Annotated in this window: 18 protein-coding genes and 1 riboswitch; of the genes, 8 read left to right on the top strand and 10 right to left on the bottom strand. The window is 72.9% G+C overall.

Annotation, left to right across the window (positions count from 1 at the left end; translation table 11 throughout):
- Window positions 1–2 precede the first annotated feature (2 nt).
- Window positions 3–91, bottom strand: a riboswitch (cobalamin riboswitch).
- Between the two features lie 101 nt (window positions 92–192).
- Genes cobG through AC067Z_RS25350 form a run of 3 tightly spaced genes read left to right on the top strand, consistent with a single transcriptional unit; the run spans window position 193 to window position 3,661 of the window.
- Window positions 193–1,530 (top strand): precorrin-3B synthase, encoded by a 1,338-nt coding sequence (gene cobG / locus AC067Z_RS25360; RefSeq protein WP_478792015.1) that lies wholly within the window; start codon window positions 193–195, stop codon window positions 1,528–1,530.
- A complete protein-coding gene (locus tag AC067Z_RS25355; protein ID WP_478791895.1) occupies window positions 1,527–2,168 on the top strand; it encodes a precorrin-8X methylmutase in 642 nt (213 codons plus the stop codon). Before cobG ends, AC067Z_RS25355 begins: the two co-directional genes overlap by 4 nt.
- Complete coding sequence (locus tag AC067Z_RS25350; RefSeq protein ID WP_478791894.1) at window positions 2,165–3,661, top strand: precorrin-2 C(20)-methyltransferase; 1,497 nt, start codon at window positions 2,165–2,167, stop codon at window positions 3,659–3,661. The genes AC067Z_RS25355 and AC067Z_RS25350 overlap by 4 nt, the downstream gene beginning before the upstream one ends.
- A gap of 158 nt (window positions 3,662–3,819) precedes the next feature.
- On the opposite strand, the gene AC067Z_RS25345 is transcribed toward AC067Z_RS25350, so the two are convergent.
- Window positions 3,820–4,554, bottom strand: a complete 735-nt coding sequence (locus AC067Z_RS25345; RefSeq protein WP_478791893.1) for a cobalt-precorrin-6A reductase — start codon at window positions 4,552–4,554, stop codon at window positions 3,820–3,822.
- A gap of 12 nt (window positions 4,555–4,566) precedes the next feature.
- Here AC067Z_RS25345 and AC067Z_RS25340 point away from each other — a divergent pair, with 12 nt between their 5' ends.
- Window positions 4,567–5,691: a cobalt-precorrin-5B (C(1))-methyltransferase gene (locus tag AC067Z_RS25340; RefSeq protein WP_478791892.1), complete on the top strand. Its 1,125-nt coding sequence runs from the start codon at window positions 4,567–4,569 to the stop codon at window positions 5,689–5,691.
- 65 nt (window positions 5,692–5,756) lie between these two features.
- Here AC067Z_RS25340 and cobM read toward each other — a convergent pair whose 3' ends face one another.
- A complete protein-coding gene (gene cobM / locus AC067Z_RS25335) occupies window positions 5,757–6,506 on the bottom strand; it encodes a precorrin-4 C(11)-methyltransferase (RefSeq protein ID WP_478791891.1) in 750 nt (249 codons plus the stop codon).
- Window positions 6,503–7,741, bottom strand: a complete 1,239-nt coding sequence (cbiE, locus tag AC067Z_RS25330; RefSeq protein ID WP_478791890.1) for a precorrin-6y C5,15-methyltransferase (decarboxylating) subunit CbiE — start codon at window positions 7,739–7,741, stop codon at window positions 6,503–6,505. Before cbiE ends, cobM begins: the two co-directional genes overlap by 4 nt.
- Before the next feature lie 145 nt (window positions 7,742–7,886).
- On the opposite strand from cbiE, the gene AC067Z_RS25325 reads away from it, so the two are divergent.
- Window positions 7,887–8,129 carry a DUF2277 domain-containing protein gene (locus tag AC067Z_RS25325; RefSeq protein WP_478791889.1) on the top strand — a complete coding sequence of 81 codons (243 nt, stop codon included), beginning with the start codon at window positions 7,887–7,889 and terminating at the stop codon, window positions 8,127–8,129.
- Here AC067Z_RS25325 and AC067Z_RS25320 read toward each other — a convergent pair.
- From AC067Z_RS25320 to AC067Z_RS25305, 4 genes are all read right to left on the bottom strand, one after another.
- Window positions 8,101–8,739 (bottom strand): DedA family protein, encoded by a 639-nt coding sequence (locus tag AC067Z_RS25320; protein ID WP_478791888.1) that lies wholly within the window; start codon window positions 8,737–8,739, stop codon window positions 8,101–8,103. The genes AC067Z_RS25325 and AC067Z_RS25320 overlap by 29 nt on opposite strands.
- Before the next feature lie 279 nt (window positions 8,740–9,018).
- Complete coding sequence (locus AC067Z_RS25315; protein ID WP_478791887.1) at window positions 9,019–9,477, bottom strand: DoxX family protein; 459 nt, start codon at window positions 9,475–9,477, stop codon at window positions 9,019–9,021.
- A gap of 260 nt (window positions 9,478–9,737) precedes the next feature.
- Window positions 9,738–11,444, bottom strand: coding sequence for an alkaline phosphatase D family protein (locus AC067Z_RS25310; protein WP_478791886.1), 1,707 nt, complete (start codon window positions 11,442–11,444; stop codon window positions 9,738–9,740).
- An 83-nt stretch (window positions 11,445–11,527) separates the two neighbouring features.
- Entirely contained in the window at window positions 11,528–12,181 is a 654-nt protein-coding gene (locus tag AC067Z_RS25305; RefSeq protein WP_478791885.1) for an HNH endonuclease family protein, read from the bottom strand.
- Window positions 12,182–12,380: 199 nt separating this feature from the next.
- Here AC067Z_RS25305 and AC067Z_RS25300 point away from each other — a divergent pair, with 199 nt between their 5' ends.
- Window positions 12,381–13,142 carry an ABC transporter permease gene (locus AC067Z_RS25300; RefSeq protein WP_478791884.1) on the top strand — a complete coding sequence of 254 codons (762 nt, stop codon included), beginning with the start codon at window positions 12,381–12,383 and terminating at the stop codon, window positions 13,140–13,142.
- A gap of 245 nt (window positions 13,143–13,387) precedes the next feature.
- Window positions 13,388–13,972 (top strand): TMEM165/GDT1 family protein, encoded by a 585-nt coding sequence (locus tag AC067Z_RS25295; RefSeq protein WP_478791883.1) that lies wholly within the window; start codon window positions 13,388–13,390, stop codon window positions 13,970–13,972.
- A 352-nt stretch (window positions 13,973–14,324) separates the two neighbouring features.
- Here AC067Z_RS25295 and AC067Z_RS25290 read toward each other — a convergent pair whose 3' ends face one another.
- Together AC067Z_RS25290 and AC067Z_RS25285 are read right to left on the bottom strand one after the other, a co-directional pair.
- Complete coding sequence (locus AC067Z_RS25290) at window positions 14,325–14,987, bottom strand: HAD-IA family hydrolase (RefSeq protein ID WP_478791882.1); 663 nt, start codon at window positions 14,985–14,987, stop codon at window positions 14,325–14,327.
- A 125-nt stretch (window positions 14,988–15,112) separates the two neighbouring features.
- Complete coding sequence (locus AC067Z_RS25285; protein ID WP_478791881.1) at window positions 15,113–16,159, bottom strand: peptidoglycan-binding domain-containing protein; 1,047 nt, start codon at window positions 16,157–16,159, stop codon at window positions 15,113–15,115.
- A gap of 153 nt (window positions 16,160–16,312) precedes the next feature.
- On the opposite strand from AC067Z_RS25285, the gene AC067Z_RS25280 reads away from it, so the two are divergent.
- Entirely contained in the window at window positions 16,313–18,394 is a 2,082-nt protein-coding gene (locus AC067Z_RS25280) for an MDR family MFS transporter (RefSeq protein WP_478791880.1), read from the top strand.
- Between the two features lie 42 nt (window positions 18,395–18,436).
- Here AC067Z_RS25280 and AC067Z_RS25275 read toward each other — a convergent pair whose 3' ends face one another.
- Complete coding sequence (locus AC067Z_RS25275; protein WP_478791879.1) at window positions 18,437–18,916, bottom strand: GNAT family N-acetyltransferase; 480 nt, start codon at window positions 18,914–18,916, stop codon at window positions 18,437–18,439.
- Between the last annotated feature and the right edge of the window lie 235 nt (window positions 18,917–19,151).

Here is a 19,151-nt window from a genome sequence, read left to right as displayed (position 1 = left end):
GGGAGTTCCTGGCTCACCGGGCGGCGTGCGCGTTGCGCAGCTGCCCGGCTCACAGTGGCGGGACCGCGCCGGAATCGCACCGGGCTTCCTCCCCTGACGCCGTCTTCGGCGGTGACGGACCGTACGGCCCGCCGATGAGCATAGTAAGGGCCGTCACGTCGCCGGGAGGAGGTGGCGTGGGTGAGGGTCGGTATGCTCGCCGCCATGCCTCCGGCCCCCTCGAACCCCCCGAACCGGGACGAAACTCCCGTACGGGACCGCGGTGATGCCTGCCCCGGCGCGCTGCGGCTGCACACCGCGGACGACGGTGCGCTGGCGCGCATCCGCGTCCCGGCGGGGGTGCTGACCGCCGGACAGGCGTATGCCGTGGCCGATGCCGCCGAGCGCCTGGGCGACGGTGCGCTCGACATCACGTCCCGCGGCAACCTTCAGCTGCGGGGTCTGGACGGCGGCTGCGGCGGGGAGTTGGCCGCAGTGCTGGACGCCGCCGGACTGCTGCCCGCGCCCGCCCATGAACGCATACGCAACGTCGTCGCGTCCCCGCTGTCCGGACTCGACGGCCGCGGACACCTCGATGTGCAGCCGCTCGTACGCGAACTGGACGCGCTGCTGTGCGCCGGTACGTGGACCCCGGCGCTCTCGGGACGGTTCCTGTTCGCGCTCGACGACGGCCGCGGCGACATGGCCGGGCTCGGCGCCGATGTGATGTTGCTCGCAGCGCCCGGCGGGGAAAGCGTCCGGATCCTGCTCGGAGAGCAGACACTGACGGTGCGGGCGCAGGACGGACCGCGTGCCCTGCTGCTTGCCGCGCGTGCCTTCCTCGACGCGGCGGACGCGAGCGGCACCAGGGCCTGGCGCGTGGCGGAACTCCCGCCGGAGTACGCGGTGTCGGCGGCGGACCTGGCCCGTCGGGCGGGGGCTGCGGGCATCCACGCGCGGCACCGCACCGACGAGGCCCCGCATCCCCTCGACGCCCCGCCCGTGCCCGGGCACCACCAAGGCGCGCTGTACACGCTCGCGCCGCTCGGGCGGCTCACCGCCGCCCAGTGCCGGCTGCTGGCCGACACCGCGCAGACGCACGGCAACGGTGAGCTGCGAGTGACCCCCTGGCGCGGCGTCGTGGTGCCCGGGGGCGCCGGGGAACGTCTGCCCGTCCTCGCCGAGGCAGGGCTCGTCACCTCGGCGGCGTCCCCCTGGCTCGGCGTGGGCGCCTGCACCGGCAGGCCGGGATGCGCCAAGGCGCGTGCCGACGTACGCGCCGACGCCACCACCCACGTCGAATCCGGTGCGGGCGGGCTGCCCGTGTACTGGTCCGGCTGCGAACGCCGTTGCGGCCATCCGCGGGGCGCATGGGTCGACGCCGTCGCGACCGGCGACGGACACTACGACATCTCCGTACGCGACACCGGCCCGCCGACCGTACAGCGCGTCCACCTCTCCCGGCTCGCCGACGCCCTCGCGGCGGCGCGCGGCACGTCCGCCCCATCCACCCGACCTGCGAACCCACCCACGCACCCCTTGACGAAATGAGCGAGAACACCGTGTTCGAGTACGAGAAGGACGGCGCGGAGATCTACCGCCAGTCCTTTGCCACGATCCGCGCCGAGGCGGACCTCGACGGGCTGCCCGCCGAGGTCTCCCAGGTCGCGGTCCGCATGATCCACGCCTGCGGAATGGTCGATCTCGTCCGCGATCTCGCCTACTCCCCGGACGTCGTGAAGCGCGCCCGCGAGGCACTGCGCGCCGGTGCCCCGATCCTGTGCGACGCGCAGATGGTCGCCAGCGGTGTCACCCGCAAGCGGCTGCCCGCCGACAACGACGTGATCTGCACCCTGTCCGACCCGTCCGTGCCCGAACTGGCCGCCACGATGGGCACCACGCGCTCCGCCGCCGCCCTCGAACTGTGGCGGGACCGCCTCGAAGGCGCCGTCGTCGCCGTCGGCAACGCGCCCACCGCCCTGTTCCGCCTCCTGGAGATGATCGGCGAGGGCGCGCCCCGTCCCGCCGCCGTCATAGGCGCCCCCGTCGGCTTCATCGGTGCCGCCGAGTCCAAGGACGCCCTCGCCGCGTCCCCGCTGGGCCTCGAACACCTGGTGGTGCGGGGCCGCCGCGGCGGCAGCGCCATGGCCGCCGCCGCAGTCAACGCGATCGCGAGCGAGGCGGAGTGAACGACAACCGGAACACCGGCCGGCTGTACGGCGTCGGGCTCGGCCCGGGCGACCCGGAGCTGATGACCCTGCGCGCCGCGCGCATTATCGCCGAGGCCGATGTCATCGCCTACCACTGCGCCCGCCACGGGCGTTCCATCGCCCGCTCGATCGCCGCCCCGCATCTGCGCCCCGACCACATCGAAGAGCGCCTGATGTACCCGATCACGGTCGAGACCACCGACCATCCCGGCGGCTACCGCGGCGCGCTCGACGACTTCTACGAGGAGGCGTCGGCCCGCCTCGCCGCACACCTCGACGCCGGGCGCACGGTCGCGGTGCTCGCCGAGGGCGACCCGTTCTTCTACGGCTCCTACCAGCACATGCACAAGCGCCTCGCGCACCGCTACCCGACCGAGGTGATCCCCGGCGTCACGTCCATCAGCGCTGCCGCCGCCCGCCTCGGCACGCCGCTGTGCGAGGCGGAGGAAGTGCTGACCGTCATCCCCGGCACGTTGCCCGAGGACGAGCTGACCGCGCGTCTCGCCGCCACCGACTCGGCCGTCGTCATGAAGCTCGGCCGCACCTTCCCCGCCGTGCGCAGGGCGATGGAGACCTCGGGCCGGCTCGACGAGGCACGGTACGTCGAACGCGCGACGATGAGCGGCGAACGGACCGGGCAACTGGCCGACATCGAACCCGAGTCGGTGCCGTACTTCTCCGTCGCCGTCGTGCCGAGCCGTATCGCCAACCCGCGGCCGGCCGCCGGAGGCGGCGAGGTCGCCGTCGTCGGCACAGGGCCCGCGGGCCCCCTGTGGCTCACGCCCGAGACGCGCCGCGCACTCGCCGACGCCGACGAACTCGTCGGCTACACCACCTATCTGGACCGGGTGCCGCACCGCCCCGGCCAGATCCGGCACGGCTCGGACAACAAGGTCGAGTCCGAGCGGGCCGAGTTCGCCCTCGACCTCGCCCGCCGCGGCCGCCGTGTGGCCGTCGTCTCGGGCGGTGACCCGGGTGTCTTCGCCATGGCGACGGCGGTACTGGAGGTCGCCTCCCAGGACGCGTACAAGGACGTGCCCGTACGGGTGCTGCCGGGTGTCACCGCCGCCAACGCCGCCGCGGCGAAGGCCGGTGCGCCGCTCGGCCACGACTACGCGGTGCTCTCGCTCTCCGACCGGCTCAAGCCCTGGGAGGTCATCGCGGAGCGCCTGGCGGCCGCGGCGGCCGCCGACCTCGTGCTGGCCCTGTACAACCCCGGGTCCCGCAGCCGCACCTGGCAGGTCGGCAAGGCCCGCGAGCTGCTGCTCGCACACCGGGCTCCCGACACCCCGGTGGTCCTCGGCCGTGACGTCGGCGGTCCGCAGGAGAGCGTGCGGATCGTCAGCCTCGGCGCACTCGACCCGGCGCAGGTCGACATGCGCACCGTCGTGCTCGTCGGCTCCTCGCAGACGCAGGTGGTCGAGCGCGGCGACGGGCGCGAGATCGTGTGGACCCCGAGGCGCTACCCCTAGGGGGTGTCTTGTGGATCTTGCCGGGCTCACGTGCCCTGGTACCGCGCCTCGCCGCGTTGTCGTCGGTCGGCATGGCTCCGCCATGCCTCCCTCCTCCGCCTTGCGAAGCACAGCACCAGACCCCGCTCACTGATCCGGCCTGATCCACAAGACACCCCCTAGCCCACGGAGTGAACCCAGGCGGCCGCCTCCTCGGGGCCGGCAGCCTCCGGCACCCCGTCCGGGACGGGCGGGCGGCGCACCACGACGACCGGGATGCCCGCCTCCCGTGCGGCCGTCAGCTTCGGCGCGGTCGCGGCGCCGCCGCTGTCCTTCGTCACGAGCACGTCGATGCGGTGGTTGCGCAGCAGTGCACGCTCGCCGTCGAGGGTGAACGGGCCCCGGTCGAGCAGCACGTCCATGCGCGGCGGACACAGCCCCTCGGGCGGGTCGACGGACCGTACGAGGAACCAGGCGTCCTCGATGTGCGCGAAGGCTGCCAGGCCCATGCGGCCCGTCGTGAGGAACACCCTGGCGCCCAGACCCGCGGCGGTGTCCGCGGCCTCGTCCAGGGAGCCGACCGGGTGCCAGTCGTCGCCCGCGGCCGGGGCCCAGCCGGGCCGGCGCAGGGCGAGCAGGGGAACATGGGCATCGGCGGCGGCCCGGGCCGCGTGGAAACTGATCGTTCCGGCGAAAGGATGGGTGGCGTCGATGAACGCGTCGACCTCGTGCTCGCGCAGCCAGCGGGCGAGGCCGTCGGCCCCGCCGAACCCGCCGACCCGAACCTCGCCGGGAGGCGTCCGGGGGCTGGCGACGCGCCCGGCGAGGCTGCTCGTGACACGTACGCCGGCCGCGTGCAGGATCTCGGCGAGCCGGCGGCCTTCGGTCGTGCCGCCGAGTACCAGTACGTGCATCGAGGTCCATCCATGAGTGCGCAGGCGAGCGGCGGGCGTGACGCCCAACTCAAGCACACCGGTCTGCGGCCCGGCTGGACGACCGGGGCGTGCGCGACGGCGGCGACGACCGCGGCGTACACGGCGCTGCTCACGGGGGAGTTCCCCGACCCGGTGACGATCACGCTGCCGAAGGGGCAGACGCCGTCGTTCGCGCTGGCCGCGGAAGCGCTGGGTGCCGACTCGGCGACGGCGGGCATCGTCAAGGACGCGGGCGACGACCCGGACGTCACGCACGGCGCGCTGGTCAGGGCGACGGTCCGGCAGCTGGCGGCCGGGTCGGGTGTCGTCTTCCGGGCCGGGCCCGGGGTCGGCACGGTGACGCGGCCCGGACTGCCGCTGGACGTGGGCGAGCCCGCGATCAACCCGGTGCCGCGGCAGATGATGCGTGAGCACGTCGCGCTCGTCGCCGCGCGCCACGGGGGCCGGGGCGACGTCGAGATCACCGTTTCCGTCGACCACGGCGAGGAGATCGCCCGCTCGACGTGGAATCCGCGACTCGGGATCCTGGGCGGTCTGTCCATTCTCGGTACCACCGGGATCGTCGTCCCCTACTCCTGCTCGGCGTGGATCGACTCGATCCGGCGGGGCGTGGACGTGGCGCGGGCGGCGGGGCGTACGCATGTGGCGGGATGCACGGGCTCGACGTCGGAGAAGACGGTCGTGTCCCTTCACGGCCTCCCCGAGGACGCGCTGCTGGACATGGGGGACTTCGCGGGGGCGGTGCTGAAGTACGTGCGCCGCCATCCGGTCGAACGCCTCACGATCTGCGGCGGGTTCGCGAAGCTGTCGAAGCTGGCGGCGGGCCATCTGGATCTGCACTCGGCGCGCTCGCAGGTCGACAAGCCGTTCCTGGCGGAACTGGCGCGCCGGGGCGGCGCGTCCGTGGCGCTCGCGGAAGCCGTGTCCACGGCGAACACGGGACTGGAGGCGCTCCACCTGTGCACGGAGACGGGCGTCCCGCTCGGCGACCTGGTGGCGGCGGAGGCGCGTGACCAGGCGCTGGGGGTGCTGCGGGGGGCGCCGGTGGTGGTGGACGTGGTGTGCATCGACCGCGCGGGCACGGTGGTGGGCCGTTCGGCACCGAAGGGGCCCTGACCACGGTCGCGCGGCCCGATCCCCTGGTTCACCCGACGCCACCGAGGGCGCCGCGCCCCCGGGCCTCAGCACACGTGGCGGTCGCGTTCCGCCGAGTAGAGGTGACTGTCGCGGAACTGCGTCGCCGCCAGCGTCCGGCCCACCAGGATCACCGCCGTGCGCACCACTCCCGCCGTCTTCACCTGCTGCGCGATGTCCGCCAGCGTGCCCCGCAGCACCAGTTCGTCCGGGCGGCTCGCCATCGCCACCACCGCCGCCGGGCAGTCGGCCCCGTAGTGGGGGAGCAGCTCGTCGACCACCCGGTCCACGTAGCGGGCCGCAAGGTGCAGCACCAGCAGCGCGCCGCTCCTGCCCAGCGTCGCCAGGTCCTCGCCCTCCGGCATGGGCGTCGCCTGCTGGGCGATCCGGGTGAGGATCACGGTCTGGCCCACGGTCGGGACCGTGAGTTCCCGCTTCAGCGCCGCCGCGGCCGCCGCGAACGCGGGGACACCGGGGACCACTTCGTACGGCACGCCCGCAGCGTCCAGGCGGCGCATCTGCTCGGCGACCGCGCTGAAGACCGACGGGTCGCCCGAGTGCAGCCGGGCCACGTCGTGGCCCTCCTCGTGCGCGCGCACCAACTCCGCGGTGATGGCGTCGAGGTCGAGCTGCGCGGTGTCCACGAGGCGGGCGTCCGGCGGGCATTCGGCGAGGAGTTCACGGGGGACGAGCGAGCCCGCGTACAGGCACACCCCGCACGACGCCAGCGTCCGCGCGCCGCGCACGGTGATCAGGTCGGCGGCACCGGGGCCCGCACCGATGAAGTACACGGTCATGTCAGTTCTCCAGTCTTGGTGACGGACCATTGGGTGACGGGCATCGCCTGGCGCCAGCCGGTGAACCCGCCGACGGGGACGGCGTGCGCGACGGCGAGCCGCACCAGTTCGCCGCCGTGCCGCCGGTAGCGGTCGGCGAGCAGCGCCTCCGACTCCAGGGTCACGGTGTTGGCGACCAGTCGGCCGCCGGCCGCCAGCGCGTCCCAGCAGGCGTCCAGCAGTCCGGGTACGGTCAGCCCGCCGCCGATGAAGACCGCGTCGGGGGTGGGGAGTTCCGCGAGGGACGCCGGTGCCGCGCCGCACACGACGCGCAGCGCGGGCACGCCGAGGGTGTCCGCGTTGCGGGCGATCCGCGCCGCGCGCACGGGGTCGCGTTCCACGGTCACCGCCCGGCAGGCGTGATGCGTGCGCATCCACTCGATCGCGATGGAGCCGGAGCCCCCGCCGATGTCCCACAGGAGTTCGCCGGGCGCGGGCGCGAGCGCGGCGAGGGTCGCGGCGCGGACGTGGCGCTTGGTGAGCTGGCCGTCGTGCTCGTACGCCTCGTCCGGCAGGCCGGCCGCGGCGGACAGCCGCAGTGCGCCGGGCGCGCGGCGGCAGTCGAGCGCGACGATGTTCAGCGCGGCGCCCGGCGGTTGTGCCCAGGTGTCGGCGACGCCGTCGATGTGCCGTTCGTCGTCCGCGCCGAGCTGTTCGAGCAGCCGCATGCGGGTGGGCCCGAAGCCGCGTTCCCGCAGCAGGGTGGCGATCTCGGCGGGCGTGTCCGCGCCCGCGCTGAGGACGAGGACACGGCGTCCGTCGTGCAGCGCGGCGGCGAGCCTGCCCGCGGGGCGGCCGACGAGCGTGACGACGTCTGTGTCCTCCACCGGCCAGCCGAGCCGCGCGCAGGCGTACGAGACGGACGACGGATGCGGCAGTACGCGCAGGGCGTCGGGGCCCAGTTCCTCGGTCAGCGCGCGCCCGATGCCGTGGAACAGAGGGTCGCCGCTGGCCAGTACGGCGATCCGGCGGCCCGCGTGCGCGGCGAGCAGCCCTGCGACCGCGGGCCGCAGCGGGCTGGGCCACTGCACGCGTTCGCCGGGGCACGCGCCGGGCAGCAGCGCCAGTTGCCGCTGCCCGCCGATGATCACCTCGGCCTCGCGCAGGGCCTCCTGGGAGACGGGGGCGAGCCCCGGCCAGCCGTCCGCGCCGATCCCGACGACGGTCACTGCAGGTGGGGGCGGTGCGGGTGTCACGGGGGCGGGTACCTCGGGGTGCTCGGTAGGGGACGGTGCCGCACTCTACTGGCCGCCTCGGCGCCCGGTTGCGGGCACCCGGTGTTACTGCCGATCACAGCGCAGTGGCTCGTGCGTTGTCAGTGGCGCGCGGCACACTGGAGGCATGTGCCGCAGTATCAAGACCCTCCGTCCGCCCGTTCTCCCCGAGGAAGCCACCGAGGAGGACATGCACGCCGCAGCCCTGCAGTACGTGCGCAAGGTGTCCGGTTTCCGGGCACCCGCCGCGCACAACCGGGAGGTGTTCGAGCAGGCCGTCGACGAGATCACCGAGGCCACCCGCAGGCTCCTCGAAGGACTCGAGGTGCGCGGCCACGCCGTCAGGCGGCCGGCGCCGGACGCCGCATGACATAGGCGGCCAGCGCCCCGGCCGCGAAGAGCGCGAGCACCGACACGGCGGCGCCGATCCACGTCGCGCCCAGCCACTGGCCGCCGAAGTAGCCGAGCCCGACGCTGTAGCCCGCCCAGGCCACCCCGGCGAGCGCCGACCACGGCAGGAACTCCTTGACCTTGCGGTGCGCCGCGCCCGCGCCCAGGGACACGACCGACCGGCCCGCGGGTGCGAACCGGGCGATGACGACGAGCGCTCCGCCGCCGCGGCTGAGCGTGGCGCCGAGACGTTCCTGTGCCCTGGTCAGGCGGCGGGAGCGGGCGATGGCGCGGTCGAAGCGGTCGCCACCGCGCCAGGCGAGCCGGTAGGCGACCAGGTCACCGAGGACGGACGCGGTCGCCGCGCACAGCACGAGGACCAGCAGCGAGGGGACTTCGCGCGGCACCTGACCGGCCGCACCCGCGACGGCCGCGGTGCCCGCGGTGGATCCGGCGGCGGCAGCGGTCGCCGCGGTGATCACCAGGACTCCGCTGGGCAGGACGGGGAGGAAGACGTCGAGCAGGACGGACAGGGCCACGACGGCGTAGATCCAAGGGCTGCCGGTCAGCGGCCCCATACTCTCCAGCACCTTGCACACTCTCCCCGTTTTTCGGTGACAAGGCCGCTGTGTCGCAAGGGCGTCCGGGGCGGCTTGACAGCTGTACAGCGTACGCCCGGGTGACGCGCGGAGATCGGCAGGGGGACGAGATGTCGTACGGCGCGCAAAGTCTGCACATACGGAATGCGAAGCGCCCGGCCCCATGTGTGTGAGGGCCGGGCGCGGGGCAGGCCGCCCGCGGGGTGAACTGCGCCCGCATGGCGGGCAGTTCCTCCCCGCGGCCGGCGCGGTGCCGTGCGGCGCGGTGTGTCAGGCGGTCACGGTCGACTGCTCCTGGCGGGCGGGTTCGGCCGCCGCCTCACTTCCGCGGCTGCGGAACAGGCCGTCCAGCGCGAGAGCGCCGGGCCCGGTGAAGACGAGCAGCAGGAACGCCCAGCAGAACATGGCGGATCCTTCGCCGTTGTTCTGCACCGGGAACAGCCCCTCGGGCTGGTGCACGGTGAAGTAGGCGTACGCCATCGAGCCGGAGGCGAGGAACGCGGCGCTGCGGGTGCCTATGCCGAGCAGCACGAGGCCACCGGCGACGAGCTCGATCACCGCGGCGTACCAGCCGGGCCAGGTGCCGGCCGCGACCTTGTCACCGCCGAGGGCGCCGAAGAGCGAGGCGGCGCCGTGGCAGAGGAACAGCAGGCCGACGACGATCCGGAACAGGCCGAGCGCGTACGGCTGGGCCCGGTTCAGCCGGGTGGTCAGTGTGGGGGTTGCCATGGGGTATGGCTCCTTCGGTTGTGGGGACGGAACGAACCGATGAGGGGAGCTAGAGGTTAGGCGAGCCTCATTCATACTTGCAAGTTCAACATTTACACGGCGGCTGATTTTTACCGCGTCTTCATCTTTCCGGCCGGATCCCACTGCGCGGCCACGGCCGTCACCCCCCGCACGCGACGGACGGGCACGACGTACGCGAACTGCCGTACGTGTGCCCGCCCTTGGGTCGGCTGTCGTCCGTCAGGTCCCGCTGTCGTCCGTCACGGCCCGCTGTCGTCCGTCAGGTCCCGCTCCATGACCGGAGTCAGCCGCGCGCCCGCCCGGTCCGTGGCCCGCGTCCTGCCCCTCCCCGAGCCGCCCGCCGCGGCCTTCTCCAGCCGCAGCCGTGCCCCGCGGCCCCGCAGCGTCAGCGTCATCAGCTGGTTCCCGAACCACGGTCCGCCCGTACGCTCCCAACGGATCGCGGGCCTGGCGACCCGTCCGTGCCGGGCGAGCAGATGGCCGATGCCTTTCGCGAACCGGCTCCAGCCGAACCGGAATCCGACGCGCATGAAGGCCGGCACCGAGTTGTGCAGTGGCGAGCAGGTGAGCTGGAGGACCCGTGCCCGCGGCTGCTGTCCGGCGGGCCACTCGGGCTCGGCCACGTAGGCGTGGTGCACGTCCCCGGACAGGACGCACACCGTCGCCGGCGCGTCCTCGCCGCGCCCCACCTCGGCGACCGTGTCCGTCATCTTCCCGAACGACGAGGGGAATGCCGCCCAGTGCTCCAGGTCTGCCTTTCTGCGCAGCTTCTCGCCGAAGCGGGCCAGGCGCTCACCGCGCTCGCCCCGGCACAGCGCGGCGTGCCACCCCTCGGCGAAGTGGATCATCGGGGGCAGCAGCCACGGCAGGGAGGTCCCGACGAGCAGATGGTCCATGGCGCCGGGACTGTCGAGAGCCTGCTCGCGCAGCCAGCGGGCCTCGTCCTCGTCGAGCATGGCCCGGTGCCGTTCGTCCAGGACCCTGGCGGCGCGGGTGTCGACCATCAGCAGCCGCGTGCGGCCGAAGTCGCGGCGATAGCTCCAGCGGACGGTGGCCGGGTCGGCGTCGGCCCGCTCCGCGAACGCGCGCAGCACCTCGGTCCCGTCGTCGGCCGCCGTCACCTGCGCGTACAGCTCGTCCGCGGCGAGCTCGGCGGGGGAGAGATTGCCCAGATGCTGGTAGACCCAGTACGACATCAGGCCGCCCATGACCCGCTCGTGCCACCAGGGGGTGGCGCGCATGTCGGCGACCCAGGCCGCGCTGGTGTTCCAGTCGTCGATCAGATCGTGGTCGTCGAAGATCATGCAGCTGGGCACGGAGGAGAGGAGCCAGCGCAGTTCGGGGTCGAGCCAGGACTCGTCGTACAGGCGGGTGTACTCCTCGTAGTCCGCGACCTGGCCGGGCGGCGCCTCGGATCCCGTGCCGGCGGTCCGTCGGTGCGCGGCGATCCAGTCCCGGGTGGCCTGGGACGTCTCGTCCGCGTACACCTGGTCGCCGAGCAGGACGAGGACGTCGGGGCGGACGGTGTCGGGGTCGGCGGCGAGCCGGGCCGCCAGGGTGTCGAGGACGTCGGGGCCCACCGGGTCCCGTTCGCCCAGGGCCGGTGCGGCCCAGCGGCACGAGCCGAAGGCGACCACGGCACCGCTCGCGGGGACCGCGGGTGTGCGGATGGTGCTGGGCGGGACGTGCGAGCGGGGCAGCGGCCACACCCGCTCGCCGTCGAGCAGCACCTCGTAGGAGGTCGTGGCGCCGGGGGTCAGGCCTGTCACGACGATCAGGGCGTAGTCGTGGCCGGCGATCCGGAACGTCGGGGCGGAGCCCCCGCCGCCCTCCGCGCAGCGGACCTCGGCTGTGCACGGGCGGTCGGTCTCGACCCAGACGGTCGCGCTCGTGCCCGATTCCCAGTCCACATGGCGCAGCAGTGGTCCCAGGCGCAGTCCGGCCATGAGTGGCCCCTTTCCGTCAGTCCGTACGGTACGGAACGACGGAAGGGGGCGACCCGTTCCGCGAGGTTCGTCGGCCTGCCTCGTCAGCAGCCGTTCAGGATCGACTGGAGGGCGCTCTTCTCGGCGGAGTCCACCTTGAGGTTCCAGTAGTACTTGGTGTGCACCCACATGCGGGCGTACATGCAGCGGTAGGACGTGACCGACGGCAGCCATTCGGCCGGGTCCTGGTCGCCCTTGGCCTGGTTGACGTTGTCGGTGACCGCTATCAGCTGCGGGCGGGTGAGGTCGTTGGCGAACTGCTGGCGCTTGGAGGTGGTCCAGCTGTTCGCGCCGGAGCGCCAGGCCTCGGCCAGCGGCACCATGTGGTCGATGTCGACGTCGGCGGCCGCGGTCCACGTGGCGCCGTCGTAGGGGGAGAACCAACTGCCGCTGACCGCGGCGCAGCTGGAGTCCTGCTGGACGTTGGAGCCGTCGCGCTTGAGGACGACCTCACGCGTGTTGCACGCGCCCGACTGGGTGCTCCAGTGCGGGAACAGGTCGCGGCTGTAGCCGGAGGAGGAGCCTTCGGCGGCCACGGTGAGCTGGCTCAGGTAGCTGCGGGCGGTGGAGGCGCTGACCGGGGTGGGCGGTGCGGCCTGGGCGGCGGGGGCGGTGGCGAGCAGGCCGGTGGCGGCGACAGCGGAAGCGGCGGAAAGAACGGCGATGCGGCGGACTCGACGCGCGTAGACACCAAACATGCGGACTCCTTCTGAGTGGGGGGCGACGTGGCCTCCCCCGGTGCCCCTTCGGGCGTGGGAGCGGCTTCCGGGCGTGGCCATGCTGGCGGCGCCAGGTTTCTCGGGGATGGGCGCCAGGTAACAGAGTGGCGACATGGGCACGTCACATCAATACTTCTGACGGTCCGGCACGATCCCTTCACCGGCGTAGGGTTGCCATGTGCTGCTGCCGGTCGACCTCACACTCGGGGCGGTGCTGGCCGTCCTGCTCGCCGTCGCCGCGACTGTCGCCGCGGTCGCGCACCTGGGCCGGTCCCGTCAGATCGCCGTCGCAGGACTGCGCGCGGCGGTCCAACTCGCCGTCGTCTCCCTGTTGATCGGCTGGGTCGTCGAGGCCGTGCCGCTGCTGCTGGCCTTCCTCGTGCTGATGTATGCCGTGGCCGTCCGCACCGCCGGGCGCCGTGTCACGGCCAACTCCACCTGGTGGTGGGCCGCTGCCCCCATCGCCGCCGGCGTCGTCCCCGTCGTCGCCGCCCTGCTCCTCACCGGACTCGTCCCGGTGAAAGGCATCACGCTCGTCCCCGTGACCGGCATCCTCATCGGCGGCGCGCTCACCGCGACCGTGCTCGGCGGCCGCCGGGCCCTCGACGAGCTGGCCCAGCGCCGCGGCGAGGTGGAGGCCGGACTCGCGCTGGGTCTCCTGGAACGGGACGCCCGTATGGAGGTCGCCCGCGTACCCGCCTCCGACGCGCTGCTCCCGGGCCTCGACCAGACGCGGACCGTGGGCCTCGTCACGTTGCCGGGAGCGTTCGTCGGCATGCTCCTCGGCGGCGCGTCACCGGTGGAGGCGGGCGCGGTGCAGCTGTTCGTTCTCGTCGCGCTGATGGCGGTGCAGGCCGTGGCGGTGGCGGTCGTGCTCGAGCTGGTGGCGCGGGGGCGGCTGCACCGGGACGGGGTGCAACCGGGGGACCAAGGTCCCTGACGGCCGGGCCGGGGGGTCGCGTACTGTGTACGGAGCAGAAGGGGAGTAGCTCTTCGCCGGAACGTCGACATACTGCCGGACCTCGTGTCCGGCCGGCGCCCGGAGGCGGCCTCGTGGAGGCAGCCAGCGAGACCTTCGGCCGCAGTGTCCATGTGTGTATTCATGGCGCTGCCGTGCCGAAGCGACCCCTGAAACGCTCAGGACTCTCGGCAGGGCCGCGCCCGACCGATTGAGGAAACCCATCCATGATCAGCTTCACCGTCATGGCGATCACGTTCGGCGTCGTCTTCCTCGCCGAGCTGCCCGACAAGACCGCGCTGGCCGGTCTGATGCTCGGCACCCGGTACCGCGCCTCGTACGTCTTCGCGGGTGTCGCCGCCGCCTTCGCCGTTCATGTCGCTCTCGCCATCGCGGCGGGCAGTGTGCTGACCCTGCTGCCCCACCGGCTGGTGCAGGCGGTCGTCGGCGTCCTGTTCCTCGCGGGCGCGCTGGTGCTGCTCCTGAAGAGGAACGACGACGACGAGGAGAGCATCAAGGCCCCGGCCGACCAGTCCTTCTGGAAGGTCTCCGGGGCGGGCTTCATGCTGATCCTGGTCGCCGAGTTCGGCGATCTGACCCAGATCATGACCGCCAACCTGGCAGCCCGTTACGACAATCCCGTGTCCGTCGGCATCGGCGCGGTGCTGGCGCTGTGGGCGGTAGCGGCGATCGGCATCGTGGGTGGCCGGACGCTGATGAAGTACGTGCCGCTGCGGCTGATCACCAAGGTCGCGGCCGCGCTGATGCTCGCGCTCGCCGGATTCAGCCTGTACGAGGCGATCGCGGGCTGACCGTCCCCGGGGGTGTCGCGGAGCCGGGCCAGCACCTGCCGGGTGTGCTGGTCCGGCGGGAACACGGGATGGAAGACGTGCTCGGTCACGTCGTCGCGGATGATCAGGGTCAGCCGCGTGAACAGTGCCGTCCCGCCGGCCTCGAACGTCGGCAGCCGCAGCGCGCGTGGCCGATCTGCACATACGCCGCCTGACTTCCGTGGAGACGAACGCGAGACCTTGCCCGGAGGGCAAGGTCGACCCGCGGTGGCGGGAGCGCGGAGCCCGGCGAACTCCGGCGGAGACGCCTTGAGTCCGTACGCGGTGCGTCACGCAGGCCGGTGTCGCCGTGGGCCGGCCCTCGAAGGGTGTGTCAGGCGGTGAGCCCGATCGTGCCGTCGTCACGGGCCGTGACCGTAAGGCCGGTCAGGTCGGGCACGAACAGGTCGGGTGCGAAGGCCGCTGCCCGGGGGCCGACGCCCACCACCCGCATGCCCGCCGCGCGGGCCGCCGCGATCCCGGCCTCGGAGTCCTCGAAGGCGACACAGTCCGCGGGGGCGAAGCCGAGTTCGGCCGCGCCCTTGAGGAAGCCCTCCGGGTCGGGCTTGCTGGCCCCCACGCACTCGGCGGTCACCCGGACGTCGGGCATCGGCAGCCCGGCCGCGTTCATCCTCACCGTGGCCAGCGCCAGGTCGGCCGAGGTGACGAGGGCGTGCGGCAGGTCCGCGACGGCGGCCAGGAACGCCGGCGCCCCTGCGATGGCGACGACACCCTCGGTGTCGGCGGTCTCCTGCGCGAGGAGCACGCGGTTGTCGGCGTGGTTCTCCTCCATCGGGCGGTCCGGCAGGAGGACGGCCATGGTGGCGTATCCCTGGCGGCCGTGGACGACCTTCAGCGCCTCGTCGGGGTCGAGCCCGTGGTCGACGGCCCATGCCCGCCAGCAGCGTTCGACCACCGCGTCGGAGTTGACGAGGGTGCCGTCCATGTCGAGGAGGAGGGCACGGGTGTTCAGGACGGGCGGGACGGTTGCCGGCATCGGCATGCTCCTGGGCGCGGGAGAAGGGGACAAGGCGGTTCCGCCCGCCGGTCAGGGAGTACGGGCGGAACCACTTTGTTCCTTCACGATACAAAATCGTGGGCTCCCGCGCCACTCCGCCCCCGTCACGGTTCGCGCGTCTCCGCCTCCAGGGCGCGGCGCGTACTCGGCCCGTAGACCCCCGGGTCGTCGTCGTCGATGCCGCGCGCCCACTGGTACCGCCACACCGCGTCCTCGACGCTCCGGCTGTACTCCCCGTCCACTTCCCCCTCGTACAGACGCAGCTCCGCCAGCCGCACCTGGAGCTCGGACACCGCCGGTCCGCTGTCGCCCTCGCGCAGCGTCCGCCGCGACCGGCCGCGCGGTTCCTCCGACACGCTGCCCGAGGCGCGCGCGGTCGACGTCGGTGCACCAGGGGAGGTGCCCGGCGCCGCAGACCCCGTGCCGGGCGCCGCCGTCCGGGAGGCGGAGGGGGACGCGGAGCGGGAGACGGAGGGGGACGGGCTCGCGGACGCGGAAGGCGCGGCGGACGAGGTGCGCGAGGCGGACGGGGACCCGGACACGGACGGCGGCGCCGAGGGCGCGTCGGGGCCGACGTTGAGGCTCGCGCGGTCGGAGTCCCTGTCGGGCATGGACACCCGGTCCCGTTCCACCTCCCCGGAGAACAGCCCGCCGGCGAACGCGGCGGTCCCGCCCACGGCGAGGACGGCAGCACCCACGGCGACGGCGACGAGCCCCCGCCGCCGCGGCCTGCGCCGATCAGGCCCCGCCGCACCCGGGGCGAGGCCGACGAGCGGCGGCAGCTCCTGGGTGTCGTCGTCCCGCGTGCTCCCCGCCGCAGGTGGGACCTCGGCGGGCAGCGGACCGGGTGCGACTCCCGCTGCCGACTGCCCGTAGGGCGCATGTGCGCCCGGCAGCGGCCCGGGCGCCCCCGCCCGCGGCGGAAGCGGCGCAGGCGGTGCCGACGGCCCCCCGGCGTCCGACACCTCCAGCCCCTGGAGCGTCACATAAGGACGAATGCGCAGCGGGTCGAAGTCCTCGGCCGCCGCGATCTCCGCCTCCCTCTCCGCGCGCAGCGCCGCCGCCGCGCGCGCAGCGCAGTCGCACCCGGATCCCGCGCTGCCGTCCGCGTTCCGCGGTCTGCCGCACCCGGGACAACTGATTCCGGTCATGGCCGGTCCCCTCCCCTTTGAATGCCGCCGATTATCCAGCCGTCGCGTCCGGCCGCTTCCCGGGGCACCCGGCGGCACCCCCCTGTCCGTCTCTTCGGCAGGCCATAACCGGATGAACCCACCACGATGGAGTGGAGCGCAAAGGAGACCGGCATGGCCCAGGAAGTGAGCACAGCGCAAGCACCCCCGGCCCCCGGCGAGGGGCACGGCCGGCGCTCCGTACTCGTCGCCATCGGCGCCCTGCTGCTGGGCATGCTGCTCGCCGCTCTCGACCAGACCATCGTCGCGACCGCACTGCCGACCATCGTCAGCGAACTGGGCGGCATGGAACATCTGTCCTGGGTGGTCACCGCCTACATCCTGGCATCCACCGCCGCGACGCCCCTGTGGGGCAAGCTCGGCGACCAGTACGGCCGCAAGAAGCTGTTCCAGGCCGCGATCGTGATCTTCCTCATCGGCTCGGCACTGTGCGGTGTCGCGCAGAACATGCCCCAGCTCATCATGTTCCGCGCGGTCCAGGGCCTCGGCGGCGGCGGTCTGATCGTGCTGTCGATGGCGATCGTCGGCGACATCGTCCCGCCCCGCGAACGCGGCCGCTACCAGGGTCTGTTCGGCGCCGTCTTCGGCGCGAGCAGCGTCCTCGGGCCGCTCCTCGGCGGCTTCTTCACCGAACACCTCAGCTGGCGCTGGGTGTTCTACATCAACCTCCCGATCGGCGTCGTCGCCCTGCTCGTCATCGCCGCCGTCCTGCACATCCCGGTGCGGCGGACCCGGCACACCATCGACTACCTCGGCACCTTCCTCATCGCATCGGTCGCCACGTGCCTGGTCCTCGTCGCCTCGCTCGGCGGCACCACCTGGACGTGGGGCTCGGCGCAGATCATCGCCCTCACGGTGCTCGGTGCCGTGCTGCTCGTGGCGTTCGTCGCCGTCGAACGGCGCGCCGCCGAACCGGTGCTCCCGCTGAAGCTGTTCCGCATCAGGACGTTCACGCTCGTCGCCGTCATCAGCTTCATCATCGGCTTCGCCATGTTCGGGGCGATGACGTATCTGCCGACCTTCCTCCAGGTCGTCAAGGGCGTCTCGCCGACGATCTCCGGTGTGCACATGCTGCCGATGGTGTTCGGCATGCTGCTCACCTCGACCGCATCGGGGCAGATCGTCAGCCGCACCGGCCGCTGGAAGGTGTTCCCGATCGCGGGCACGGCGGTCACCGCCATCGGGCTCCTCCTGCTGCACCGGCTCGAGGAGACAAGCTCCGACTGGCAGATGAGCCTGTGCTTCTTCGTCTTCGGCGCGGGCCTCGGCCTGGTCATGCAGGTGCTGGTGCTGGTGGTGCAGAACGCGGTCAGCTACGAGGACCTGGGCGTCGCCACGTCCGGCGCGACGTTCTTCCGGTCCATCGGCGCCTCGTTCGGCGTCGCGATCTTCGGCACGATCTTCACCAACCGGCTGGAGAGCAAACTCGACGACGCGCTCGCCGGACAGGCCGTGCCGCCCGGCGCAGGCGCCGACGAACTGGCCGCCGACCCGCGAGCGATCTCCGAACTCCCGCAGCAACTGCGCACGTCCGTGCTCGACGCCTATGCGACCGCGATCACGGACGTCTTCCTGTACGCGGTACCGGTGGTCGTCGTCGCCTTCGTCGTCGCCTGGTTCCTCAAGGAGGACAAGCTGCGCGGCTCGGTCACCGCGCCCGACCCGAGCCAGACGCTCGCCTCCAACCCGGTCGAACGCTCCTCGCACGACGAGGTCGCCCGCGCCCTGTCGGTCCTCGGCTCCCGCGAGGGCAGACACCACATCTACGAGAAGATCACCGCGCGCTCCGGGTACGACCTGCTCCCCGCGTCCAGCTGGCTGCTGCTGCGCATCAAACGCCACGGCATGGTCGAACCGTCCCGGCTCGCCGACGCCACCCCCGTACCGCTGCGCGTCATCACCGAGGCGGCGCGCGAGATCGAGGGCCGCGGTCTGGCCCGCCGCGAGGGGCTGGACCTGCTGCTCACCGACGACGGGGCGGTGGCGGCGGTCCGGCTGTCCGAGGCGCGGGAGGAGTCGCTGGCGGAGCTGCTGGGGGACTGGTGGGGACCGGACCGGCCGACGGATCTCATCCAGCTGGTCCGCGAACTCAACGAAGAGCTGTGCGGCTCGGACGCCGAGCGTCCCCGTGGCCGCTCCCCGCGCGGCGACCACGAGCGGCCCGCGGCGGAGTACCCCCACCGGCACAGCCACTGACACCGGCGGCCCCGGACAGGCTCTCTGAGCGGACAGGCGAACTCAGAGCTCCTTGCCGTACCAGATCTGCATGTACGGCCCCGAGCAGTACGCCGGGATCTCCGCGTAGCCGTGGCGGACGTACAGACCGCGTGCCTCGACCAGATCCAGCCGGGTGTTGAGGACCATGCGACGCGCGCCCAGCGCGCGGGCCTCGTGCTCCAGGAGCTCCATCAGCATCCCGGCGCCCTTGCGCCCACGGAACGCGGGCTTCACGAACACGCGGGTCAGCTCGGCCCGTTCGCCGTCCAGCAGCAGCACCCCGCCGCAGGCAGCGGCCGCCTCGCCGTACCGCCCGACGACGAACTGCCCGGTGGGCGGGGCGAGTCGCTCGGCACCGTCGCCGGCGAGGCCCTCGTCGATCTCCACGTCGGTCGCGGGCCGCTTCCAGTAGCTGCCGGCCACGTCTGAGTAGTACGCGCGGCGCAGGGCATACGCGTCGTCGGTGTCGAAGGCTTCGGGGGCGAGGGTCCACTGCGTCATGGGCACCTCTGTATCCCGGCGGGCACCGGTGCGTCGAACGATTTGCCGGCCCGTGGTGCGGGATGTGGCGCGCGGTTCTGAAGTCGCCGCCCAACAGGACCACTTGGACGTGATGTTGATGAATCACGTGCTCTTGATCACAGACACACCAGACAGTCCACACATAAGTTGAGACCACACGAAGGAGCTGTGCAAAGCCCGTGAGGGCTCGCACATGAAATGGGGGGCTCATCCG

The organism is Streptomyces sp. NPDC043812 (assembly GCF_056436245.1).
Note: the sequence above shows the minus strand (reverse complement) of the source record. Positions and strands in the feature narration are given on the sequence as shown.